The sequence below is a fragment of the Nocardia araoensis NBRC 100135 genome, from assembly GCF_000308435.1.
Lineage (GTDB): Bacteria > Actinomycetota > Actinomycetes > Mycobacteriales > Mycobacteriaceae > Nocardia > Nocardia araoensis.
In genome coordinates, this window is sequence record NZ_BAFR01000186.1 from 1 (window position 1) to 26897 (window position 26897).

Consider the following 26897-nt stretch of genomic DNA (forward strand, 5'->3'; position numbering starts at 1 on the left):
AGGTGGCGAGCGAGCCGGTTGGCCCTGGCATCCAGCTGTTCGTAAGTGAGGGTCTCGGTGTCACCGAGCAGGGCCACCGCCGCGGGAGCCGCGGCCACCGCCGTGGCGAGCAGATCCGGGAGCAGGCAAGGCTCCGTGCCATCGCCGCCCCGGGCGGGCACCAAGCGTTCGGTGTCGGCGGCGCTCAACAGACCGATGCGTCCGATCGCCCGCGCCGGATCGGAGGTGACCGCTTCGAGGACGCGGATGAACCTCTCCGCCAGCGCGTGTGCGGTCGACTCGACGAAAAGGTCGGTGGCGTAGATGATCTCGCCGTTGATTCCGGCGGGCCGATCGCCGTCGCGGCGCTCGGTCACCAGCACCGTGAGGTCGGCCTTGGCCTGCGCGACGCCGGGATCCATGATCTCGACACCGATCCCGGGCAGCTCGAACCGGGCCGCCGCGGTGTTCTGCAAACCGAACATCACTTGGAACAGCGGCGAATACGCCGTGGAACGCGGTCGGCCGATGACGTCGACGAGGCGTTCGTAGGGCAGGTCGGCGTTGGCGAGCGCTTCCAGATCGACATCGCGCACCTCGGCGAGCAGCTCCCGGAACGAGCGATCCTCGTCGATGCGCGTACGCAGCACCACGGTGTTGACGAACATGCCGACCAGATCGTCGAGTTCCGGCCTGCCACGACCGGCCACCGGGGTGCCGACCGAGATGTCGTCGCTGTGCGCGGTGCGCGCCAGCAGGATGGCCAGTGCCGCGTGCAGCACGACGAACACGGTGACGCCCTCATGGTGGGCCAGCCGCACGATGTCGTCGTGCAGCCGCGCGGGCAGCTCGAACCGGATGGCGGCGCCGTCGGTCGAGAGGGTGGCGGGCCGCGGCCGGTCGGTCGGCAGGGCGAGCAGTTCCGGGGAACCGTCCAGAGCGTCGGTCCAGTACTCGATCTGCCGCGCGATCAGTGCGGCCGGATCGTCCTCGGAACCGAGCAGCTCCTGCTGCCACATGGCGTAGTCGGCGTACTGGACCGCCAGCGGTTCCCACCGCGGCGCGTGGCCGCCCACCCGCGCCCGGTACGCGGCGAACACGTCGCGGGCGAGCGGAGCCATCGACGCTCCGTCGGCCGCGATGTGATGGACCACCACCACCAGCACATGTTCGCGGGGTGCGGTGCGATACAGCCGCGCACGCACGGGTACGGACTCCGCGATGTCGAATCCCGCCTCGACCGCGTTCCGGATCCGGTCGGTCAGTTCCGTCGCGTCGGCCAGCGGCTCCGGCTCGAACGCCAGGTCCGCGGCGAGGGTCTCGACGTCCCGCACGACCTGGCAGGGTTCGCCGTCGACGAGCGGATACACCGTCCGCAAGGGCTCGTGCCGGGTCACCACGTCGAGGAACGCCGCCCGCAGCGCCTCGGTCTCCAGAGCACCGGTCAAGCGGGCGGCGAAGCAGATGTTGTAGGCGGCCGACGAGGTGTCGAACTGGTTGAGGAACCAGATCCGTCGCTGCGCCGCCGCGAGCGGGACCGCGCCGGGGCGCCGCCGGGCGGTCAGCGGAACAACGGCGGACCGGGTCCGCGCCGAAATGCGTTGGGCCAGCGCCTCGATTGTCGGCGCGTCGAAAACGTCCCTGATGCCGACATCGACACCGACGCCCGCGTGTGCCCGCGCCGCGAGTTGGGCGGCCGACAGCGAGTTGACGCCGACCTGGAAGAGGTTCGCGGTCACGCTCACCCGCTCCGCGCCGGTGAGTTCGGCGACCAGGCGGGCCAGCACCACCTCGGTGTCGGTGCGCGGCGAGACGAACTCGTCGCCGTCGTCGAACACCGGCCGCGGCAGCGCCGACCGGTCGAGCTTGCCGTTGGCGGTGAGCGGCATCGCGTCGAGCACCTGCACGACGTCGGGAACCAGGTAGGACGGCAGGGTACGCGTCAGCTGTTCGCGGATCGCGCGGCCCTCGGTCACCGCGCCCGGCGCCAACGTCACGTAACCGACGATGCGGTCCGTCGTCACGATGGCCACCGCACGCGCCACCTGCCCGACAGCGCGCAGCGCGGCTTCGATGTCACCGGGCTCCACCCGCTGACCGCGCACCTTCACCTGGAAGTCGCCGCGCCCCAGGTACTCCAGCTCCCCGGTCTTGCGCCGGCGCGCCAGGTCACCGGTCCGGTAGAGCCGCTCCCCCGCCACGCCGAACGGGTTCGCGACGAACGCGCCGCAGGTGAGGTCGGCGCGCGCGTGGTACCCGCGTGCCAATTGGACGCCCGAGACGTACAGCTCACCGACGACCCCGACCGGCACCGGCCGCAACCGCGAATCGAGCACGTAGACCTTCGTGCCCGCGGCAGGTGCTCCGATCGGCACCGCGGCGGCCGTCGCCATACCCGGCGCGCACCGCTGCGCGGTGACCACCTCCGCCTCCGCGGGCCCGTACCAGTTCACCAGTTCCGCGTGCACGAAGACCCGCGCCGCGGCGTCGACCGTGCGCTGCGCCAGCGCCTCACCCGCGACGAACACCCGCCGGATCGAGGGCAATTCCGCGCCTGCGGCCGATTCCAGCAGGACGTCGAGCATCGACGGGACGAAGTGCACGGTGGTGATCTCGTTCCGTGCGACGACCTCGGCCAGGTATGCGGGATCGCGATGTCCACCCGGTTCGGCGACGACGATGTGCGCGCCGGTCTGCAACGGCCAGAACAGTTCCCACACGGCGATGTCGAAGGTGATCGGCGTCTTGTGCAGCACCGCGTCGGACGTTCCGTGCGGCCACTGTCGCTGGGCCCACGCGAGCTGGCTCACGGTGGCGGCATGGGTCAGGGCCACGCCCTTGGGGACGCCGGTGGACCCGGAGGTGAACAGCACGTAGGCCAGATGGTTCGGCCGCAGCGGTGTACGTCGCTCCGCGTCCGTGATCCGGGCGCCGGACAGGTCGGCGACGTCCAGTCGGTCGATCCACGCGCACTCGAATCCGTCGGGCAGGCCCTCGCTGTCGGCGGTGGTCGTGAGCACCAGCAACGGTGCGGCCGCGCCCAGCACGTGCGCGATACGCGCACTCGGGTGGTCGGGATCGATCGGCAGGAACGCGGCTCCCGCCTTCACCACCGCGTACAGAGCCGTGACCAGCTCGGCCGATCGACGGACGGCCACCGCCACGATCGTCTCCGGGCCGGCCCCGCGCCCGATGAGCCAGCGGGCCAGCTGGTTGACGCGGAGGTCGAAGTCCAGGTAGGTCGCCGTGCTTCCGTCCGGAAGCCGCAGCGCCGTGGCGTCCGGGGTGCGCGCGACCTGTTCATCGAAGACGTCGACGAGCGTCCGGCCCGGTGCGGCGGAGCCACCGGTGTCGTTCCACTGCTCCAGCACTCGGGACCGCTCCGCCTCGTCGAGCAACCCGATCTCCCCGACGGTGACCTCGGCGTCGCGGGCCACGGCATCGAGTACCTGGACGAATCGGTCGGCGAAGCGGCGCGCCGTGTCCTCGTCGAACAGGTCCGTGGCATAGGTCAGGCGCAGCGTCATGCCGGTCGGCTCGTTGTGCGTGCCGTGGCCTTCGCCGATCATCAGCAGCAGGTCGTAGATCGCCGCGCTGTCGCCGGGGTCCACGTTCTCCACGGTGAGCCCCGGCAGCTCGACGCGAGCCCGCGTCATGTTCTGGTAGGCGAGCAGCACCTGGAACAGCGGCGTGTGCGCGGTCGACCGCACCGGGTTCAGCGCGTCCACCAGTTGCTCGAACGGCACGGTGGCGTGATCGAACGCCTCGATGTCGGTGCGCCGCACCTGGTCCAGCAGGTTCGCGAAGGTCTGGTCGAGCGTGATCCGCGACCGCAGCACCAAGGTGTTCACGAACATTCCGACCAGGTGGTCCAGCGACCGGTCGCCCCGGCCCGCGTGCGGCACACCGACGGTGACGTCGTCGCTGCCGGACAGCCTCGACAACAGCACCGCCAGCGCCGCGTGCACCACCATGAACGTGGTGGCGCCGGACCGCCGTGCCAGCGATTCCACCCGGCCTTGCAGTTCACCGGGTATGGCGACCTGGATCACCGCGCCCCGCTGGGACTGCTCGGTCGGCCTCGGCCGGTCGGCAGGCAACTCCAGCAGCTCGGGTACGCCCGCGAGTCGGGTTCGCCAGTAGGCGATGTCGCGGGCCACCGACGAGTCCGGGTCGTCCACGGAGCCGAGGACCGCTCGCTGCCACAGGGCGTAATCGGCGAATTGCACCGGCAACGGCGCCCAGTCCGGCGCGGCGCCGCCGGAGCGCGCCCGATACGCCGTCACCAGTTCGGCGGCGAGCGGAGCCACCGAGAAGCCGTCGCAACTGATGTGGTGGGCGGCCAGCGCGAGCGTCCACGCCTCGTCCGACAACTGGTACAGCGCCACGCGCAGCGGCACACCCTTGGCCACGTCGAATCCGGTGCCGCAGAATTCGGCGAGCCGGTGCGGCAGTTCCCGTTCGCCGACCGGCTGCGGGGTGAGATCACAGGTCGCCAGCACGTCCTCGGCGTTCAGCACGACCTGCGTCGGTGTGCCGTCGACCGCCGGATACATGGTGCGCAGGCTCTCGTGCCGCTCGACGACATCGCCGACGGCGGCCGTCAGAGCGACCGGATCGAGCGCGCCTTCCAACCGGATCGCCAGCGGCACCACATATCCGGGTGCGGTGGGGTCGAACTGGTTGAGGAACCACATCCGGGTCTGCGCGTGCGACAGCGGAATACGGTCCGGTCGCGGCACCCGCGTCGGCGCGGGCAGCCTCGGGACCGCGCGCAACTCGGCGATGCGCTCGGCCAGCGCGGACACGGTCGGAGCCTCGAAGATCGCGCGCACCGGAATGGCCACGTCGACGACGTCCCCGATCCGGCTCAGCGCACGCGTCGCGACGAGCGAGTTGCCGCCCAACTCGAAGAAGTCGTCGTCTGCGCCGATCTCGGGGCGATCGAACAGTTCCGCGAAGACCGCGGCGATCGCCTGTTCGACCAGACCCCGCGGCGCCCGGAACTCGGTGTCCCGGACGCTCGGGTCCGGCTCGGGCAACGCTCGGTGGTCCACTTTGCCGTTGGCGTTGAGCGGAATCGAGTCGATTCGGGTCACCGACGACGGCACCATGTAGGCGGGCAGCCGGTCCAGCAGCGAACCGCGGACCTGCCGAACGTCGAGCGCGGTGTCGGCGACGACGTAGGCCACCAGCCGCTGCTCGCCGCCATCGGCGCGTACCTGCGCCACGGCCGCGCGCACCTGCTCGTGCGCGAGCAGCGCGGCTTCGATGTCGCCGAGTTCGATCCGCAGGCCGCGCACCTTCACCTGGGTGTCGGCGCGGCCGATATAGCGCAGGTTGCCGTCGTCGCCCCAGCGCACGAGGTCACCGGTGCGGTAGAGGCGGGCGCCGGGCGCGCCGGCGAAGGGATCGGCGACGAACGTCGCCGCCGTCAGGTCCGGTCGTTCGTGGTATCCGCGCGCCAGCTGCACGCCACCCAGGTACAGCTCGCCGGTGACGCCGATCGGCACGGGATGCAGTCGCGAATCCAACACGTGCACCGTCACATTGGCCTCGGGGACGCCGATCGGCACGGCCGCGCCTTCGGCCGCGTCGATCCGGTGCGCGGTGACACTGACCGCGGCCTCCGTCGGGCCGTAGAGGTTGTCGATGCGGGCATCGCCGAAATCCTGGAACCGGCGGACGATCTCGGCGGACAACGCCTCACCGATGCACAGCACGCGCCGCAGGTGCGGGAACTGATCCGGCGTCGCCACCTCGAGGAACGCCGCGAGCAGTGACGGCACGAAATCCACTGTGGTCACGCGGTACTCGGCCATCAGCCGGGCGATCTCACGCGGGTCGCCGTGCGCATCGGGACCGGCGACGACCAAGGCGGCGCCACAGGTCGGCGCGGAGAACAATTCCCAGACCGACAGGTCGAACGTCACCGGGGTGCGCAGCAGCATGACGTCGCCGTCGCCGAGCCGGTAGTGATCGCGCATCCAGCGCAGCTGGTTGACCACCGCGGCGTGCGGAATCGCCACGCCCTTGGGCACACCCGTCGAACCGGAGGTGTAGATGACGTAGGCCAGATCCTCCGGCCGCAGCGGCCGGATCCGGTCGGCGTCGGTCAGCGCCGACGCGTCCAGGCGCTCGGCCTCCAGTTCGGCGAGCGTCCAGACCGGCCCGTCGCCGGGCAGACTCGCCCGGTCATCGGTTCGGGTGAGGATCGCGGCGGGACGCGCGGCGGCGAGGACGGAACGCACCCGGTCGACCGGGTGGTCCGGGTCCAGCGGCAAGTAGGCCGCGCCCGCCGCGTGGATGGCGTACAGCGTGGCGAGCAGATCCACCGAGCGGCGCATCGCCACCGCCACGATGGTCTCCGGCCCGATGCCGCGCCGGATCAGTGCGCGGGCCAGCGAATTCACCCGGGCCCCGAATTCGCGGTAGTCGAGCCGGGCGCCGCCGGCGGCGTCGAGCACCGCCGGACGTTCCGGCGTCGCCGCCACCTGCGCGGCGAACAGGTCCGCGAGCGTCGCCGCCGGAACCTGGGTCCGCACCCCGCTCGACCGGGCCGCGATCCGGCGCGCCTCCTGCGGGGTCAGCAGATCGATATCGCCGATGGCGCGGGCGGGGTCGCCGACGACCGCGCGCAGCAACAGCAGATAGCGGTCGAACATCGACCTGACCGTCGCCTCGTCGAAAAGATCCGTCGAGTAACCGAATTCGACCGCCATGTCACCCGGTTCGCCATCCGCCGCCAAGGCGTCGACCAGATTCAGGTGCAGGTCGTACTTCGCCACGCTCGGATCGGCCATCTGCGCCGACACCGTCAGGCCCTCGAACCGCACCGTGGGGATCTCGATGTTCTGGAACGAAAAGCCCACTTGCGTCAACGGAGCGTGCGCCGTCGAGCGCGGCGGGTTCAGCACCTCGACCAGCCGCTCGAACGGGATGTCGGCGTTCTCGAACGCGGCCAGGTCGGTGGCCCGGATCTGGTCCAGGATCCGGACGAAGGACGCGCCGGGCTCGATCTGCGTCCGCAACACCAGCGTGTTGACGAACATGCCGACCAAGCCGTCCAGCCCGGGCTCGCCGCGACCGGCGATCGGTGTGCCGACCGCGATGTCCCCGGTGCCGGACAGCCGCGCCAGCAGCGCGGCGTAGGCCGCGTGCATCACCATGAAGACCGTCGCGTCGTGGCTGCGGGCCAGCGCGACCACCTCGCGGTGCAGATCCGCGGGAAGGGTGGCCGAGACCGTCGCGCCGCGGAAGGACTGCTTCGCGGGCCGCGGGCGGTCGGTGGGCAGATCGAGCACCTCGGGCAGACCGGCGAGAGCCGCGAGCCAGTACCGGGTCTGGGCAACGGTCGGGCTGTGCGGATCGTCCTCGCTGCCGAGTAATTTCCGTTGCCACAGCGCGTAATCCGCGTACTGCACCGGCAACGGCGTCCACTGCGGCGCTTCGTCCCTGACCCGGGCGCGATAGGCGGTCATCAGATCCGCGGCCAGCGGTGCGAGCGAGGACCCGTCGAAGCTGATGTGGTGGACGACGAGCACCAGAGCGTGTTCGCCGGCCGCGACCCGCAGCAGGGCGACCCGGAACGGAACCTCGGCGGTGACGTCGAAGCCCACGGTGACCTCGGCGGCGACGCGCGCCTCGATCTCGCACGGCGGGACCGGCACCGGCGTGAGCGGGGGCAGCGCCGTCGGCACCGAGACGATCACCTGATGCGGCCCGCTGTCGCTGTCGGGATACACGGTCCGCAGCGCCTCGTGCCGTTCGAGCACATCCGCGATCGCCGCGTGCATCGCGGCCACATCGAGGTCTCCCGACATCCGCACGACCAGCGGAATGTTGTACACCGCCGAACGCGTGTCGAACTGATTGAGGAACCACATCCGGGCCTGGGCGGGCGAGAGCGGAATCCGGTCCGGGCGCTCCTGCGGCACCAGCGGCGCCCGGGTCGCCGCATCGGCGCTGCGCAGTCGCTCCGCCAGCGCCCCGATGGTCGGCGTCTCGAAGATCGCGCGCAACGGCACCTCGACGCCGAACGCACCGCTGAGCTGCGCGGCCGCGCGGGTGGCCGACAGCGAGTTGCCACCGAGGTCGAAGAATCCGTCGAGCACGCCGACGCGTTCGATGCCGAGCACACCCGCGCAGATGTCGGCCACGATCTGCTCGGTGGCGTTGCGCGGCGCGACGAACTCCACGGCGGGCGCGAATTCCGCTTCCGGCAGGGCGGCGCGATCGACCTTGCCCACCGATGACAGCGGGAGCGTGTCGAGCACCATGACCGTGTCCGGCACCATGTGCGACGGCAGGCGTTGCGCCGCGTGCCTCGTCAGCTCCGCGGTATCGACCGCGCCGTCGGCGGGCACCACGTACGCCGCCAGCCGGGATCCGCCCTCGGCCTGCACGCCGACCACGACGGCTGCCGCGACAGTGGGGTGCGCGGCGAGGACGGCTTCGATTTCGCCGAGTTCGATGCGCTGGCCACGGATCTTGACCTGGAAGTCGGTGCGCCCCAGGTACTCCAAGGTGTGATCGGCCCGCCAGCGCGCCAAGTCCCCGGTGCCGTACATGCGAGTGCCCGCGGGGCCGTACGGGTTGGCGACGAACGTCGCTGCGGTGGAGGCGGGACGGTTGAGGTAGCCGCGCGACAGCTGCACACCCGAGACGTACAGCTGTCCGGTCACCCCGACCGGCACGGGCCGCAACCGGTCGTCGAGAACCACCGCGTCGACACCGCGGATCGGCCCGCCGATGGTGACCGGATCGCCGACGCACAGGGGATCGCTGATCGCCACCATGATCGTGGTCTCGGTCGGCCCGTACCCGTTGTGCAGCCGTCGTCCCGGCGCCCACACGGCGACCGTCTCGGCCGACACCGCCTCCCCGCCCGCCACCAGCACCCGCAGCGAATCGAGTCCGGCGGGCGACATCGTCGCCAGCACGCTGGGGGTCACGAACGCGTGCGAGACCTCCTGCGCGCGAATCAGCTCCGCCAACCGCGCCCCGGCGAACACCTCCGGCGGCGACACGACCAGCACGGCGCCGTTCGCGTGCGCCATGAGCAACTCCAGCATCACCGCGTCGAAGCCGGGCGCCGCCACCTGCAACACCCGTGACCTGCGATCGACCCGATAGCGCTCCCGCTGCTCGATCGCGAAATTCGCCAAGCCCTCGTGGGTGACCGCCACGCCCTTCGGCGTGCCGGTCGAGCCCGAGGTGTACACCACGTAGGCCACGTCGGCCACCCGGCAGGCCCGCACACGGTCCGCGTCGGTCACCGCGGCCGGAGACTGCGTCGCGAGGAACGCCTCGGTGCCCGGATGGTCGAGTACCACTTGCCGCACGTGACCGGGAAGCAAGGTGCACGACGCCTCGACGGTGAGCGCGACCGCGATATTCGAGTCCGCCACCAGGTGCGCGACCCGCTCGCTGGGATAGCGGGGATCGACCGGCACGAACGCCGCACCGGCCCGCGCCACCGCCCACACACCGACCACGAATTCCACCGACCGCCCCATCGCCAGCGCGACCTGGTCCCCCGGCCCCACTCCCCAATCGATCAGCAGCCGCGCGAGGCGATTCGACCAGTCGTCCAACTCGCCATAGGACAGCACCCGGTCCCCCGCCACCACGGCGGGCGCGGTGCGCTCCCCGACCAGCAGCACGTCCGCCAGCACCCGCGGCGGCTCGGCACGACCGCCGGAGGCCGGGACCAATCCCAGACGCTCGACCCCCGACAACAAGTCCACGTCACCGACCTGGGCACGCGGATTCGTCACGAACGCGTCGAGCACCCGATTCAGCCGTTCGGCCAGCTCTTCGACGGTCTCCCGATCGAACAGATCCGTCGCGTAGTTGACCCGCAGCGCGACATCGCCGCCCGCGGCGGTGTTCTCGGCGACGGTGACGATGAGGTCCACCTTCGCCGGTTCGGCGCCCGGATCCAGCAACTCGACGGTGAGTTCGGACAGCTCCAAGTTCGCCCGGTCCATGTTCTCGAACGCGAGATACACCTGGCACAGCGGCGCGTAGGCCGCCGACCGCTTCGGATGCAGTTCGTCCACGACACGCTCGTAGGGCAGGTCGCTGTTGGCGAAGGCGTCCACGTCGATGTCCTTGACGCGCGTCAGGAACTCGGTGAACGACTCCTCGGAGGACACCTCGGTGCGCAGCGGAACGGTGTTGACGAACATGCCGATGAGCGGCTCGAGCGCGCGTTCGCCGCGGCCGGCGACCGGCGTGCCGATGGTGATGTCCGCCGAGCCCGACATCCGGGCCAGCAGCACGGCCAGCGCGGCGTGGACGACCATGAACGTCGTGACATTGGCCGCGCGCGCCAGCCGCTCGATTCCGGCGAAGGTCTCCGCGGGGATCACGGTGTTCGCCACGTCGCCGCGCATGGACCGGCGGGCCGGACGCGGCCGGTCGGCGGGCAGTTCCAGCACCGGCGGCATTCCCGCCAAACGCTGCGACCAGTACCGCAACTGACGGGCCGCGCGGGAATCCGGATCGTCGGGGTCGCCGAGCAGGCGGTGATGCCAGACGCTGTAGTCGGCGTACTGGACGCTCAGCGGCTCCCAGTCCGGGATCTTCTTCTGCGCCCTCGCCTCGTAGGCCACCGCGACATCGGCCGCCAGCGGCCGCAGCGACGACCCGTCACAGCAGATGTGGTGCAGGACGACGACCAGGACATGTCGCCTGCGGTCGGCGGTCCCCAGCAGCGCCACCCGGATCGGGGCGCGTTCGCGCAGATCGGTTCCCACCGCGGCCAGGTCGCGAATCCGGTCCTCGATGCCGTCCGGGTCGGTCGGACGCGGAGTCAGGTCGAGCCCCGCGACGACCTCCTCGGCAGGCAGGATCACCTGGGTCCCTTCGCCGTTCACGGCGGGGTAGACGGTGCGCAGCGATTCGTGCCGATCGATCACGTCGGTCAGCGCGGAACGCAGCGCCGCCGCATCGAGACGACCGGTCAGCTGCACGATCAGTGGGATGTTGTAGGCGGCCGAGTCCGGGTCGGACTGGTTGACCAGCCACATCCGGTTCTGCGCCGGCGCGAGCGGAATGGGATCGGGCCTGTCCGCCGCCCGCAGCGCGGGCCTGCCGGAGCGATGCCCGTCCTCGATGTGCGCGGCCAGTTCCGCGACGGTCTGCTTGACGAACAGGTCGCGCACCGACACATCGCACCCGGTGACTTCCGCGATGCGCACGGCCGCGCTGGTCGCGGTGATCGAGTTGCCGCCGAGTTCGAAGAAGCTGTCGAACACGCCCACCCGGTCGGTGCCGAGAACCTCGGCGAAGACGTCCGCGATCGATTCCTCGACGACGGTGCGGGGCGAGACGTACGCGGCCGAATCGAACACCGGCTCGGGCAGTGCCCGGTAGTCCACTTTGCCGTTGACGGTCAGCGGCACCGCATCGATCACGACGACGCTCGACGGCACCATGTACTCCGGCAGCATCCCGCCGACGTGGGCGCGCAAGCCGTCCGGCTCGCAGGTGGCGCCGACGGCGGGCACCACGTACCCCACCAGCCGGGCCGCCTCCGTGCCCGGCAGGTGCACGACGACGACCGCCGCGGCGACGCTGTCGTGCGCCAGCAACGCGTTGCGGACCTCGTCCAGCTCGATCCGGAATCCGCGCAACTGCACCTGCTGGTCGGCGCGGCCGCGATACTCCAGCTCGCCCTGGTGATTCCAGCGCGCCACGTCGCCGCTGCGGTAGAGACGCTGCCCCGGACCGCCGAAGGGATCGGCGACGAAGCGTCCCGCGCTCAGCGCAGGCCGGTTGAGATAGCCGCGAGCCAGCTGTGTTCCCGCGACGTAGATCTCGCCCCATGCCCCGAGCGGGCACGGACGCAACCGCTCGTCCAGGACATAGGTTCGCAAGCCCGGCAGTGCCGGACCGACCGTGCTCGGTGCGCCAGGAACGGCGATCTCCGGTGCGAGGGCGGTGTAGGTGACGAAGACGGTGGTCTCGGTGATGCCGTAACTGTTGGCCAGCACCGGCAGATCCGGATTGTGCTCGTACCAGTCGGCCAGCCCGGCGGGATCGAGAGCTTCGCCCGACAGGACGACCAGCCGCAGCGACAGCTCGCCCTCCGGGTCTCCGGCGTGCGCGTACCGCTGCCGCGCGGCAGCGAACTGATAGAACGCCGACGGTGTCTGGCTGAAGACGGTGACCTTCTCCCGCGCCGCGAGGCGCACCACGTCATCCGGCGAACGGGTGGTGAGGCTGTCCACGACGACGATCCGGCCGCCGGTGACCAGCGCCCCGAAGATCTCCCACACCGAGTAGTCGAAGGCGAAGGAGTGGAACAGCGTCCAGACGTCGTCGGAACGAATCCCGATCTGCGCGCACGAGTTCACCAGATAGGTGGACACCGCACGATGAGTGATCGAGACGCCCTTCGGGCGGCCCGTCGATCCGGACGTGTAGATGACGTAGGCGAGGTGGTCGGGACGCAGCAGGCCGGTCCGATCGGCGTCGGTGATCGGGTCCGCGGACTCCTCCACGGCGAGGACGTCGTCGAACAGCAGGACGCGGCCGGGATCGCCCGGCACGTGCTCGCGCATGCCCCGCGTGGTCACCACCGCGATCGGATTCGCGTCGCCGAGCACGTATTCGAGCCGCTCGGCCGGATGGGCGGTGTCCAGCGGAAGATACCCCGCGCCCGATTTCAGCACGCCGAGCGCGGCGACGATCAGGTCGGCGTCCCGCGGCATCGCGATGGCCACCAGCGCTTCCGGCCCCGCGCCGAGTGCGATGAGCCTGCGGGCGAGCCGGTTGGATCGTTCGTCGAGTTCGCGGTAGGTGAGCGTGGTGGACTCCGACGTCACGGCCACCGCGGACGGTGTCGCCGCCGCCTGCCGGGCCAGCAGATCCACCAGGGTGGCCGAGGGGGATTCGCCGTCGCGGCCCGCGAGTTCCTCCACGATGCGCAGTTCCTCGGCGGGGCCGACGAGCTGGATGTCCCCGATGCGGGTGTCCAGCGGCGAGTCCATCATCCGCTGCAGGAAATCGAGGAACCGGTCGGCGTGCGACTCGAGTTCGTCCTGCCCGTAGAGGTTCGGATTGCCGTGCAGCTCGATGAGCAGCGGCGCGTCCGCACCCGAGCGGTACAGGTTCAGTTGCAGATCGTCGAGCGCGCCGGAAGTGAGCGCGCGGTAGCGGCCGACGGCCGAGCCGAGACGGATCTCCGAGTCGAAGAACAGGATGTTCACGATCGGGCCGAACGAGTTCGCGGCCGAGTCGATCGCGGCCGAGTCGCGGCGCAGATCCTCGAACCGGTACAGCTGGTGGCGCATGGCCGAGACGAGCTCGGACACCGACGCGCGGACCAGTTCGTCCACGGTGGTCGAGTGGTGTACGGCGAAGCGGATCGGCACCATGTTCGCCAGCATCGCGGCGGCGTTGCGCAGGCGCTTGGTCACCCGGGCGGTCACCGGCAGCGACAGCGCGACGTCCTCGGTGCCGGTCATCCTGGCCAGGAACGCGGCGAACGCCGCGATCACCACCTGCGCGGCGGACGCGTTCACCTCGTCGGCGTAGCGGTCGAGCCGGTCGGACAGGTGGGCGGGCAGCTGCAAACCGGCCACGCGGTCGACCTTGCCGGAACGGGCGGTGCGGCCGGACAGGCTGACCGGCTTCGGCAGGTCGGCAACCTTTTCCAGCCAATATGCCTTGTCCGTCTCGTACCGCGAGCTGGCGCGATAGGCATGCTCCGCTTCGACGATGTCGCGCAGGCTCGCCGCGTCCAATCGCGTCGGCGGCCTGCCCTCCAGCAAGGCGTTGTAGTGCTCGGCCATCCGGGTCAAGCTGTTGAAGGCGCCGTACCCGTCGATCACCAGATGGTGCGCGCGGCCGTACCAGAAGTAGTGGTCTTCGCCTACCCGGATGAGCCTCGTCTCGGTGAGCCGGTCCCGGCTGAGGTCGACCGCCTTGGTGTTGTAATCGCGGCGCATCCACTCCATCGCCGTCGCGACCGGATCCTCCGCATCGCTGAAATCCAGCACCGGCTCGTCGTAGATGATCCCGCGGTCGACGAATTGATAGGGGCGCCCGTCGGATTCGACCACACGCACCACAAGCGACTCGGTTTCGTGACCGCCGTCGTTCACCGCCCGGGTGAACGCGTCGTAGTCCACCGGGCCCTGGATCTCGACACAGTGTGCGATGTTGACAGCCGGTCCACCGGGCACATGATCAGCCAGCCACATGCCGTACTGCGCACTCGAGAGCGGAATCAGTCCCAGTTCGCCATCGGTGGTTCCCTCTGACTTCGGATGCATCGCATGACCCCTTATTCCTACCCGGACGCGTGCGGGCATCGCGGAAGCACGCCGGCGCACCGCGTCCGAAATCTGGCTTATATGCACTTCATTCTCAGAAGCGGCGCTAGCCCTGCTGTTCGCCGCGCCGTTCAGGTTTCGCGTGTAGCTCGATCAGCCGGTGGCCGGTATCCGAACCGGACACCGCAGCGGCCTTTGCGACAGCTCCCACACCTCCCGTTTGTCGGCATTTCGAGTCGGCAAAATCTGAAAACAGAACTTTTGAATCCACGGTGGAGCATCGACACTCTGATGGAACAAGCTATCCGACAGCAGCCCGGGTCAGTCTAGTCGCATCAAACCCCTCGATCCCGCACGGACGCCGGTGTTTCGGATCCGTCTCGAGCAATGCGAACCGATGGGATACCTCGCGCGGCACCGCTCCCGCGTCGCCGCATCCCGAGAAGAAGACCCTGGTTCTGGGGCATGTACCCACTGACACACACTTGCGATGAGGCATCGTACATCCCGGGTCAGGGACGGAATCAAGCCGGTGCGGCCGTGACCATCGAGACAGCCGAGCAAGGGCCGCAACACCTCTCCTGCCGCGTCGCCGATCGGCGATGCATTACTCACTCGGACTCATAGCAATAATGTGGCAATCCAACTGCGATCGCGAATGGATACCTCTCCGCCAAATGCCACAGGGTGACGTAAATTTCGCCCACCTATCCATTCCATCACCTCGAGATCAGCCTTACCGGATACCTGCTCGCGACACATACTTCCGTTCGGCAGCGGGCTCATATCGGGCAATCAATTGTTTTTCGCGCCATCGCACGCGCCGAGAATCGCTTCCGGGCGAGGGCGGTTTCCGCAGGAATTGCAGGGTTCACCCTGATTTCCACGCACGGCCTGCGGTTGTCGATCAGTGCCAACGAGCGGACATCGCCCCGGTCAGGACGCGGATGCACGCGGCCGATCCCAGGCCGGGGCAGGCGCCGGCCATCGGCGCCCACACTGGAGCAATCGGCACGACTGCCGTGCCCGGCTCGACACGGCACAACGCCGAAGCCATTCGGCCCGCGACGGCATCGTGGCGGCGTCGATGCCGCCGAATACCCCGTAGAAGAATTCTCGGTAGGAGAGTTCGGCAAATCGGCGTTGCGTCTCCAACCGCACGCCGGGGTCGACGTTATCGACGATCACCGGAACGATGCGATGTCAGCACCGTTCGTCCACCGACCCGGCCCGGACCGACCGCCGCCGTTGTGGGAATCGGAGCGGGCGTGCCGGCTCGGCGGCGACGTCGCACCGCCTTCTCCACTTCGATGACGATCGGGACGACGAGCGACCAGCTCAGGCAGGCCAGCCACTGACCGCCCGTCAGGGACATCGTCATGAGCAGATCCTGGAGGAAGCCGATCTCGACCGCGAACACGGTGACGACCAGTGGAATCGACAGGATCTTCACCGCGCCGAGAACCGGTGCGGTCAGACCGGACTCGGGGTCACGCCGCATGACCAGGCCACTGAGGATGGAGCCGAACGACAGCACCACGAACGCCATGGTCATCGGGACGCTCGCCGAGGTGGTGCTCATCTCCCCCGGCGCGAGGAGCATCGCGGCGAGCGTCACGGCCAATTGCAGTGCACCGTAAGCCAGCCACTGCGCGAACGAATTCCGGTTCGCGATCGGCTTCGCGGGGTCGCGGGGCGGCTTGTTCATCAGGTCCGGCGGCGGCGGATCGAGCATGATCACCGCGACCGGGAACAGGGTGATGAAGAAATGCTGGAACAGCACCATGAGCGGGGTCAGCGCGACGCCGTCGTTGATGTCGAAGACGCTGGCGACGAGGAAAAGCGCTACCAGCGAGAACAACTTGGCCATCTGATAGCGGATATACGACACGATCTTGTCGTAGATGCCGCGACCCAGCCGGATCGCGGTGATCAGGGTCCCGAAGTTGTCGTCGGTGAGCACCATCTTGCCCGCCTGCTTGGTGACCTCGCTGCCCGATCCCATCGCCACGCCGATGTCGGCCTTCTTCAGTGCGGCGGCGTCGTTCACCGCGTCGCCGGTCATGGCCACGACCGCGCCGCCGCGCTGCATGAGGTCGGCCAGCCGCAGTTTGTCCTGCGGGGTGACGCGCCCGAACACATGCAGATTCGGCAGCGCAGCCGACAACTCCCGGTCGGTCATCGACCGCAGTTCGCTGCCACCGATCGCGCCGGGCCCGAGCCCGAGTTCGGCGCCGATGGCCGACGCGGTGATCGCGTGATCCCCGGTGATCATCCGGACCTCGATGCCCGCCGCCTGCGCCGTGCGCACCGCGTCGACTGCCTCCGGCCGCAGCGGGTCGATGATCCCGACCATGCCGACGAAGGTGAGCTCCGCGACGAACGACATCGGGTCGGCCACCGCGGCTTGCTCCTGCTCGTCGAGCAAGCGTGCGGCGAAGGCCAGGACGCGCAAGCCCCGCTCCGACATGTCGCGATAGGCGGCCACGATCTCCTGGCGCATCTCGTCGATCGGCGCGGCTCGTCTGCCGGGGCGGAACGCGGTCGCGCACCTGTCCAGGACGACGTCCGGTGCGCCTTTGACCAACTCGACGAAGCGGGTGGTCCCGTCGACTTCGAGGTGGTGGAACGTCGCCATGAACTTGTATGCCGAATCGAACGGCACCTCGGCGACCCGGGGATATGTCCGGCGGGTGAGAGGAGCGTCGACTCCGAGTTTGGCCGCCAGCACCACCAGTGCGGCCTCGGTCGGATCGCCGACGACCGCTCCGCTGTCGGCGACGGTCGCGTCGCTGTCCAGGCACAGCCCGTAGGCCAGCAGCGTGAAATCCGGTACCGGCTGCCCGGCGGCGTGGGTGATCGCTCCGGACTTGTCGTAGCCATGACCCTCGACGGCGTACCACCGGCCGTGGAAATACAGCGATCGCACCGTCATCTGGTTCATCGTCAGCGTGCCGGTCTTGTCGGAGTTGATCGCGCTCGTCGCACCGAGCGTCTCGACGTCGGTGAGGTTCTTGACGACGGCCTTCGCATCGGCCAACTGACGCGCCCCGTAGGCGAGCATCGCCTGGACGAACGTCGGCAAGCCGGTCGGAATCGCCGACACACCCATCGAGATTCCCAGCAACAGCAGCGCCGTGACGCTCTGCCCGCGGATGGCCCCGATGATCACGATGATCGCCACCGCCGTCCAGGCGATCGCACCGAGCACCTTGGTCAGCGAATCCAGTTCCCGCTGCAACGGCGACTTGCCGGGGGCGACCGCCGACAACATCGACGCGATCCGGCCCATCTCGGTATCCGCGCCGGTCTCGGTGACCACCATGGTGGCGGTGCCGCGCGTGACCGACGTGTTCTGGAAGACCATGTCGGCGCGGTCGCCGAGGGGGACGTCGGCGGCGCCGAGCGTGCGGGCGTCTTTGGCGACGGGCGCGCTCTCCCCCGTCAGCGCCGCTTCCTGGGTCTCGAGGGTGGTGGATTTCAGCAGCCGGCCGTCCGCGGGGACGATGTCACCTGCCTCCAATTCGACGATGTCGCCCGGTACCAGTTCGGTCGCCGCGCAGAGGGTCAGCGCACCGTCGCGAACTACTCGCGCCTGCGGCGTCTGCATCTTCGCCAGCGCGTCGACGCTGGCGCGCGCTTTCACCTCCTGCTGGGTGCCGAGCACGACATTGAGCCCGACCAGCACCCCGACCACCAGCGCTGTCGGGATCTCACCGATGATCACGCTGACCACCGCCACCGCGACCAGCATGAGGTTCATCGGATCCTTCGACTGCAGCAGCGCCATCGCCCAGACCGACGGCGCCGGCTGCGCGGCGATCTCGTTGCGGCCGTATTGCTTTCGCCGTTCATCGACGTCGGGCGTGGTCAGGCCGGACTGTCGATCCGAGCCGCAGGCCGCCAGCACCGCGTCCGCGTCCTGCGCGTACCAGACCGGGCGAGTGTCCGGGCCGCCTGCCCGAGGTATTCGGTCTCGCGCCGATTCCGTCGTTGCCATGTCCCGCTGGTCCTTTCTCGGCTGGGACTCGCACGGCGGTTCTCCAGGGACGCCCCGACTCGGACGTCGTCGGGCTCGAGGTCGACCCGTTCGGATCGCCATGCTGTCGCAGTGAGGTATTCAGACAACCACGGGCAAGCGGCAGCCACATGACATTCGCCCAAAGGAGACAGCACTGCGACCGACGCGGTGTCAGTGCTGGTGACAGCGGATCACAAGTGAGCCGTCAGCGCGCTCGAACGACGATCAAAGGGACGTCCACCGAGTGCAGCAAGGTGTTGCTTGTCGATCCCAGCAGCATGCTGGCGAATCCTCCCCTACCGTGACTGCCGACCACTACCAGCTGCGCGTTCGCCGACTCGTCCAGCAACGATCGCCCCGGCCGGTCCGCCGTGACGACACGCCGCACCGAGACGTCCGGGTAGCGGTCGGCCCAGCCGGCCAGACTCTCGGCCAGTACCGCCTCCGCCGCTTCGCGCGCGCCGTCCCAGCCCCGGACCGGTACGTCCAGACCGCTGGTGTCGCTCCATGCGTGCAGCGCGACCAAGTCGACTTTTCGCCGCGACGCCTCCTCGAACGCCAGCTCCACGGCGGCCACACTGTTGTCGGTGCCGTCGACGCCCACCAGCACGGGCTGCCGGGCCGACACGGCGTCGATCGCCGCGATGCCGTGGATCACCGCGACCGGGCAGCGCGCGTGATGGGTCGTCGCGGTGCTCACCGAGCCGAGCAGCCCGCGCTGGAACGCACCGATCCCGCGGCTGCCCACCACCAGCATCCACGCTCGCGCGGACCTTTCGATGAGCATGGAAATGATCAGTTCGAAAGTCACCTCGGTGGTGACGGCGGGTTCGGCGCCGGGCACCGCCGTGCGCGCCACCCGGGCGGCCTCGGCGAGGACGCGCTCGCCGTCGCTGCGCAACCACTCCAGGTCGGCTTCGCCGAGGGAGATACCGGGCCCGGAGCCGGTTCGGATCGCCATCGAAGTGACGATGTGCAGCGGGCGATGATGCAGCGCGGCTTCGACCGCCGCCCAGGCGACCGCCTGATACGAACTGGCCGAGCCGTCGACGGCCGCCAAGATGGGAAAGTCGAGGTCGGTTGTGCGCGAGCGGCTTTCGGTGGTCATGTGGATTCCCTCCGTCGAGACGGATGCCGCACCGCCGGTCGTATGCGGCCGCTGCCATCGGCATCGAGCATCTCGCGTCTCGCACGGGTGTGGCAGAGACCAAGGTCATTCACCGGGCGGGCCGTCGGACCTCGCCTCATCGGTCACACCGCGGGGCGGAGGCAGTTTCAGGAATCGTCGGTGGCGCCCGCGTCATCCCGGCTCGGCCCGGCGACCGTTCGCCGTGGCAGCCTGCCGGTGGCGAACAGCGGGGCGATGGCGAGCAGGGCTGTGACGGCCAACGCCACCCGCAAGGCTTCCAGCCGCGCCTCGGCGTTGACCGCCACGACGGCGTTCGCGGTGGCCTCCTCGACCCCCGCGGCGGCGAGGGCGTCCCGGAGCTGGGTGTTGGACAGGAACGGCACGCCGTCGGCGAGTTCGGTGGTGGCCCGCTGCTGAACCGACGCGGGAATCGCGGGGTCGGTTTCGATGCCCGTGACGACCGACGAGGTCAGGGTCGCGATGAGCACCGAACCGATCAAGGCGGTGCCGAGCGATGCGCCGAGGTTGGTGACGGTGTTCTGCAGCCCACCGACCGCGCCGCTCTGCGCATCCGGGACCGACGAGACGGTGATCGCACCCAACTGCGAGGCCAGGGCACCGAGTCCCAGTCCCATCAGCAGCATCGGAATCGACACCACTCCCGCGTTCGCTCCGGGATCCAGGCCGGCGACGAGGATCAGGATGCCCGCGATCATCGACGCCAGTCCCAGCCGCACCACGCGTCGCGGGTTCGCGTGCGGCCGGAACTTCGGAATCGCCGTCGCCGCCACAACCAGCGCCACCGACAGCGGCAGGATGCGCACGCCCGTTCCCAGCGCGCTGAGTTCGAGCACCACCGACAGGAACAGCGGCACCGCGAAGAAGACCCCGGCCTGCACGGTGAACTGGGCGAAGAACATGCTCAAGCCGCCGGTGAGCTGCCGGTTACGGAGCAATCCCGGGTCGACGAGCGGCTCCCGTCCGGTGTCCACCAGATGGGTCTGCCACCGTAGGAACGAGTACAACACCAGCAGCCCGGCGATCAGCAGCCAGATGACCGGGGAAAGTCCGAGCACGGCGGGTCCACCCGGCTTCGCCAGCACCCAGCCCCACGTGCTCGATCGCAGGACACCGAAGACGACCATGCCGAGCCCGGCCACCGACAGCAGCGAACCCACGAGATCGAGCCGTACCTGCTCCGCCGGGGCGTCCTCGACCCTGCGCAGCACCAGCAGGATGAGCACGACGATGACGACCTCGCCGAAGAAGACGTACCGCCAGGACGCGTACGTCGTCACCGCGCCGCCGAGCAGGGGTCCCACCGCGACCGCCATCGCGCCTGCCGCCGCCACCAGCCCGTAGGCCGCCGGGCGGCGCTCCGGGGCGAAGTTCGCCGCGACCAAGGACACGATCGCGGGCATGATCAGGGCCGCGCCGATACCCTCCAGCAGCGACCAACCCAGCAGCAGCGTCGGCAGATTCGGCGCCAGGCCGGTGGTGGCGGAACCGACGCCGTAGATCACCAGGCCGACACCGAATGCCCGGCGACGGCCCAGGATGGTGCCCACCTTGCCGCCGGTCAGCATGAGCGACGCCATCACCAACGTGTAGAGGGTGATGGCGGTCTGGATGCCGGTGATCGTCGTGCCGACGTCCTCGGCCACGGTCGCCATCGACACGTTCATCACCGAGCTGTCGAGCGTCATCAGGAATTGCCCTGCGGCCAGCACACTCAGCACCAGCACGGAATTCGGCCTGGCCTGCGATACCGACGAACTCTCGATGCTCATGTCTCGGTTCCGTCCCGGTTCAGCCGAGCGCTCGGGCCCCGAGCGCTCGGCTACGGCAGCGGTCATCGTGCCGGAATCGAGCAACGCCCCGGCATCGGCGGGCGGCTCGCGGGGCCACCTGCCGTGTTCTGGTCCGGTGGCCGGATCGGCCACGCGCCCCGCCCGGCCCGAGTCGGACAATCGCGAGCGGCCGGGGGAACGCCGTCACAGCTTCCCTATTTGATCACAGTCGCCCACTGCGGCTCGCCAAGCGCTCGCTCGGCGGCGTGACCTACTTCTGCTCGCCGAGCAGCCTGACACCCGTCACGATCGTGGGTTCGATGGCGATGACGGTGTCCATGACCCCATCGGCCCACGGGCGCAGCAGCCGCTCATAGCGCGCGACCCGTTCGGGGTCGGTCACGGTACGGGCGAGACCGGTCACGACGACCGACCAGCCCGCGTGGGTCACCGCGTCGATGTCGTCGGCCTCGTAGGCCACGACGACGGAGGGATCGGCACGGACGGTGCCGGTGAGCCGCGAGGTGACCCGGGTGCGCACGATGACCACACCGCGGTCGACGAAGTGGTTGACCGGCCGGATCGCGGGCAACGCATCGCGGGTGAAAACCACGCGTCCGTAGGGGACGCCGGCCAGCAGCCGCAGTGCCTCCTCGCGGTCGATCTCGACCATCCTGCGACCCGGAACGCGGTTGTCCGTGGCACTGCCGTTCGAGGCGATCATGATCTCGGGCCGGGGCACATCGCGCGTGCATCCACCTGGCAACGACCTCACTCTCCGGTCTTCACTCGACACCACGGCCTCCCATACCATCACCGAGTCCTCCTGGCGGACAGGGCAGAAAGTCCCCGATCCGTCCCCTCCACACGGCCGCTCCCCGAGGCCGGGAACCCACCGCCGAGAAGGCGCGTCACGGTCGCCCGACCTCGGGCCTGGACGGTCGCCGGATCCCGGCGCGCTCCCGCAACCGCCGGATCTCCCGCTCGATGCCTTCGGCGAGCACGGCGATATCGGGTGCGGTGTCGTAATCTCCGGTGATGCCGAAGGTCAGGTTGCCCGCATAGCTGAGAACCGCGATCGCGGTACGCAACCGCATGGCGATCGGCATGGCAGGCAACAGTTCCGACACCACATGTCCGCGCACGGTCAGCTGTTCTCGCGGACCGGGCACATTCGTCACCAGCGCGCCGACGGTTCGTTGCGGAAACCGTGCCAGCAGACGGAGACTCCAGGCCAGGGGTGCGAACGGCAGCAGGCCCGCCAACGCGAGCACCGACTTCTCCGCCTGCGCTTCGCCTCCCGACTTGTGCCTGTTCATCCGCTCCTGGATCGTCTTCAGCCGCTCCACCGGGTCCCCGATTTCGATCGGCAGGAACGGCAGTACCGCCGAAACGCGGTTGTCCAGGGTGTATTTCGCCTGTTCGGAGCGCATCGAGACCGGAACGAGAATACGCAGTTTGTCCGGCGACGGCCGTTCGTCGCGGCCGGCCAGCAGTTCGCGATAGGCGGCGGCGACCGCGGCCAGGACGACATCGTTGACCGTGACGTCGAACGCCGCACCGATCTCGTGCACATCCGACAGCGCGGCCCGGGCCACGACATACCGGCGCTGACGTCCGATGGGGCCGTTGAGCGAGCACTCGGTCGCGGGCGACACGACGGCGGACAGCAGCGGAGCCAGACCGCGCGTCATGGCGACCACCGAACGCGGCACCACGACGGGCAGCCGCGGCACCGCTCGAACCAGATCCGGCCAACGCACCTCGGTACGGCCCTGCGGCTCGGCCCCGGGATCTCGCGGCTGCTCGGCGACGGCATCGCAGAAACTGCGGAACACCGAGACCCCGGAGACGCCGTCCACCAGGCTGTGATGCGCCTTGACGAGCAAGGCCCAGCGGTCCCCCGCGAGGTGTTCGACGACGACGCACTGCCACAGCGGATGATCGCGATCGAGCCGCTCCTCCAGTTCCGTCGCCAGCAGTTCGCACAGCACGGTTTCGTCACCCGGCGTGGGCAACGCGGCCCACCGGATGTGATGCGCGAGATCGAAAGTGGGGTCGTCCTCCCACACCGGCGTGGCCAGGTCGAGCGGCGCTCGCCGCACTCTCTGCCGCAGGCGCGCGTTTCGCTCCACACCCCTGGCGACCACGTCGCTCAACTCGGACCGGCTCGGCGGGGCGCCGGAGATGATCGCCACCGCGCCGATGCCGAGGCTGATATGCCGGTCGGAGTCCTCGAGTTCCATGAAGCCCGAATCGAGAGGCCGTAGTTCTGTCATGGGGTGCTCATTCACGTCGCTTCGTCTCCCCAGCATCGCGCGAAGCGTCGGCGCGGATGATGGCCGAAGGTCACCGAATGCAGGGCACTCCGGCCACGGCGCGCCGGCCGCCCAGAGGCTGTGACCTCGGTCGTCGGCAGCATGGACTCGGCGACGGCACCGGGAGAAGAATCGGCGTATGCGAACCGTACTCATTCTCGGTGCGGGGTTCGGAGGGCTGGAGCTGGCCACCCGTCTGTCGGGTTCGCCGGCCGACGAGTACCGTGTCGTCCTCGTCGACCGGAACGACTCGTTCACCTTCGGCTTCGCGAAATTGGACATTCTTTTCCGTGACCTGCCGCCGGAGGACGCGCGGGTGCCGTACGCCCGCTTCACCCATCCGCGCGTGGAATTCCGGCAGGAGGAGGTCACCGAGATCGACCCGAAAACCCGGCGGGTCCGCACCGATCAGGCCGTGTACGACCCCGACATCCTCGTCGTCGCGCTCGGCGCGGACTACGACCCCGGCGCGACCCCCGGCTTCGTCGAAGACGGCTACGAGTACTACTCGATCGACGGCGCCCGCCGATTGCGCGAGCGCCTCGCGAGCTTCGACGGCGGAGCGGTGGTCTTCGCGGTGCTGAGTGTCCCGTTCAAGTGCCCGCCCGCGCCCTACGAAGGCGCGATGCTGCTGCACGAGGCGCTCGCCAGGCGCGGGGTCAGGGACCGCACCCACATACGATTCCTCACCCCGATGGACGCGCCGATTCCGGTGTCCGCGGACACCTCCGCCGCCATCGTCGAAGCGCTCGCCCGGCGCGGCATCGCCCATTCGCCGGGACGCCGGGTGCACGCACTCGACCCGGACCGCCGCACGGCGATCACCAGGGCAGGTGATGAGCCCTACGACCTGTTCATCGGGATCCCGAAGCACCGGGTTCCCGCGGTCGTCGAGGCATCGGGGCTGACCGAGGGCGGAAACGACGGCTGGATCGCCGTGGACCCGCATACCCTCGCGACGCCGTATCCGGGCGTCTACGCCCTCGGCGACTGCGCCGACGCACCGGTCCCGCGGGCGGGCGTGTTCGCCGAGGACGCCGCCCGCACGGTCGCCGCGGGCATCGAGGCCGAGTCGCGCGGCTCGGCGCCGTCGGAACGGTACCGGGGGCGGGGCACCTGCCACATCGAGTTCGGCGGCGGGCTGGTCGGCAAGGTGGAGGCCGATTTCCTCTCCGGCCCGGCGCCGGTCGCCCCGTTCACCCCGCCGTCGGTGGACCTCGCCAAGGAGAAGTCCACCGCCGCCGCGGCCCGGCTGGGCCGCTGGTTCACCGGCTGACCGGCTCTTCCCCGCCCGGCTCGTCCGCCCGCCATGCGCTGGTCAGCACCGCGGCGATCTCGGCCAGACCGGATGCCACGGTCATCCGCCAGTGCGTCGTCGACACGGGGTGGTTGTGCACGCGGCCGTCGACGACCTCGCTCCAGATCGACGCGCCGACACAGCCGGTCGGATCGTCGAGCGCGGCGGTGAAATAGATGACATCGCCCCGGTACACCGGCGGACGGTAGGCGCCGCGGAGCGCGACCGAGTGCACCGCCGCGTCGAGGATCCGGGTGACGCGGTCGGCGCCGAACGACGCGAACGGCTCCGGGAGTTCGCTCATCTTCTGGGGCAACGCGGCCCAGTCCACCTCCGCGACGTTGCCGAGGTCCCCGGCCTGCTCACCCAGCAGACCGCCGATCAATTCGGCCACCGGTACCCGGCCCGCGTCACCCGGCGGCGTGCCGGGCGGATCCGCCATGTAGCTGTCCATCACCGCGAGCAGCGCGACTCGCTCGCCTTCGCGTTGCAGCTGGACCGCCATCTCGTGCGCGATGACGCCGCCGAAGGACCAGCCGAGCAGGTGGTAAGGACCGTTCGGCTGTTTCGCGCGGATCAACTCGAGGTAGCGGCGGGCCCATTCCTCGATCGAATCCGGCATCACCTCATCGCTCGCCAGCACGGGGGTTTGCAGGCCGTAGAGAGGTCGTTCCGGATCGAGGTAGGCGGCGAGGCCCGCGTACGACCAGGCGATGCCCGAAACGGGATGCACGCAGAACAGCGGCGCGGCCGAACCGCCGGGACGCAGCGGCAACAGCATGTCGAAGGCCGCCTCGGTCTCGACTTCGCCGCTCGCCCTGCGGGCCAGATCGGCGACCAGTTCCGCGGGCGTGGGTGCGGTGAACACCCGCATCACCGGGATCCGAGTACCGAGCGCGGCCGACAGCCGAAGGGTGAGCTTGGCGGCGAGCAGGGAGTTCCCGCCGTGCTCGAAGAAGTTGTCGTCCATGCCGAAGCGCTCGGCGCCGAGCACCGCGGCGAAGGCGTCGACGACGGTCGCCTCCACGGGAGTGACGGCGGCACGGAACTCGCGCGCGCGGAAGGCGGGCGCGGGCAGCGCGCGCTTGTCGAGTTTGCCGTTGGGGGTCAACGGGATGGCGTCGATCACGACGATCGCGGCGGGCACCATGTAGCCGGTCAGATATTCGGCCACCTGATCGCGCAACTCGACCGGGTCGGGCCGCGCACCCGCCTCGGGCAGGACGTAGCCCACGAGTTGATCACCGAGCGTGGGGTCGGTCCGCACCAGCGCGACGGCCTGCCGCACGCCGGAGCACCGCACCAGCGCCGATTCGATCTCCCCGAGCTCGATCCGGAACCCGCGCAACTGCACCTGCTGGTCGCCGCGACCGCCGTAGGCGAGCCCGGCGTCGCCGCCGAACCGGCCCCAGCGCGCGAGGTCGCCCGAGCGGTACATCCGCGAGCCCGGCGGCCCGAAGGGATCGGCGACGAACCTCGTCGCGGTGAGTCCGGGCCGTCCCACGTAGCCGCGGGCGAGCTGACCGCCCGCGACATAGATCTCGCCGGGAGTACCGACCGGCGCCGGTCGCAGACGGATGTCCAGCACGTGGGTGTCCAGTCCGGGCAGCGCGCGACCGATCAGGCTGGCCGGACTGTCCATCAGATCCGCGCCGACGTCGAGGAAGGAGACGTGCACGGTGGTCTCCGTGATGCCGTACATGTTGACCAGCCGCGGCGATTCCCCCGGATGACGCTCGCGCCAGCGTCGCAGGTGCCGCAGATCCAGCGCCTCACCGCCGAAGATCACGTACCGCAGCGCGAGTTCGCCGGATGCCGCCGAGGCGTCCCGATCGGCGTCGATCAGTTGGCAGAACGCCGACGGCGTCTGGTTCAGCACTGTCACCCGCTCGCGAATCAGCAACTCGCGGAACAGTTCCGGTGAGCGCGATGTCGCGTAGTCGACCACGACGACGGTGCCGCCGGTCACGAGCGCGCACCACAGTTCCCACACCGAGAAGTCGAACGCGAAGGAGTGGAACAGCGTCCAGACGTCGCGCTCGCCGAATTCGAACAGCGGCTGCGCCTCGGTGAAC

At 69.6% G+C, this 26897-nt stretch carries 8 protein-coding genes; 1 reads left to right on the top strand and 7 read right to left on the bottom strand.

Annotated elements, in window-relative coordinates; all coding sequences use genetic code 11:
- The 6 genes from ON21_RS24700 to ON21_RS24725 all read right to left on the bottom strand — a co-directional run.
- Window positions 1–14267 (bottom strand): non-ribosomal peptide synthetase (locus ON21_RS24700; protein ID WP_169332727.1); only part of this gene is annotated, 14267 nt, incomplete at its 3' end.
- A 1174-nt stretch (window positions 14268–15441) separates the two neighbouring features.
- Window positions 15442–18267 carry a cation-translocating P-type ATPase gene (locus ON21_RS24705; protein WP_051021306.1) on the bottom strand — a complete coding sequence of 942 codons (2826 nt, stop codon included), beginning with the start codon at window positions 18265–18267 and terminating at the stop codon, window positions 15442–15444.
- Window positions 18268–18493: 226 nt separating this feature from the next.
- Window positions 18494–19396: a universal stress protein gene (locus ON21_RS24710; RefSeq protein ID WP_039801380.1), complete on the bottom strand. Its 903-nt coding sequence runs from the start codon at window positions 19394–19396 to the stop codon at window positions 18494–18496.
- 167 nt (window positions 19397–19563) lie between these two features.
- Window positions 19564–21207: an MFS transporter gene (locus ON21_RS24715; protein WP_051021308.1), complete on the bottom strand. Its 1644-nt coding sequence runs from the start codon at window positions 21205–21207 to the stop codon at window positions 19564–19566.
- Window positions 21208–21478: 271 nt separating this feature from the next.
- Window positions 21479–21931: a pyridoxamine 5'-phosphate oxidase family protein gene (locus ON21_RS24720; protein ID WP_039801396.1), complete on the bottom strand. Its 453-nt coding sequence runs from the start codon at window positions 21929–21931 to the stop codon at window positions 21479–21481.
- A 187-nt stretch (window positions 21932–22118) separates the two neighbouring features.
- Entirely contained in the window at window positions 22119–23486 is a 1368-nt protein-coding gene (locus ON21_RS24725; protein WP_051021307.1) for a wax ester/triacylglycerol synthase family O-acyltransferase, read from the bottom strand.
- Between the two features lie 178 nt (window positions 23487–23664).
- Between ON21_RS24725 and ON21_RS24730 the strand changes: the two genes are divergently transcribed.
- Window positions 23665–24801: an NAD(P)/FAD-dependent oxidoreductase gene (locus tag ON21_RS24730; RefSeq protein WP_039801381.1), complete on the top strand. Its 1137-nt coding sequence runs from the start codon at window positions 23665–23667 to the stop codon at window positions 24799–24801.
- On the opposite strand, the gene ON21_RS24735 is transcribed toward ON21_RS24730, so the two are convergent.
- A partial coding sequence (locus ON21_RS24735; protein ID WP_039801382.1) for an AMP-binding protein occupies window positions 24791–26897 on the bottom strand: 2107 nt, incomplete at its 5' end. The genes ON21_RS24730 and ON21_RS24735 overlap by 11 nt on opposite strands.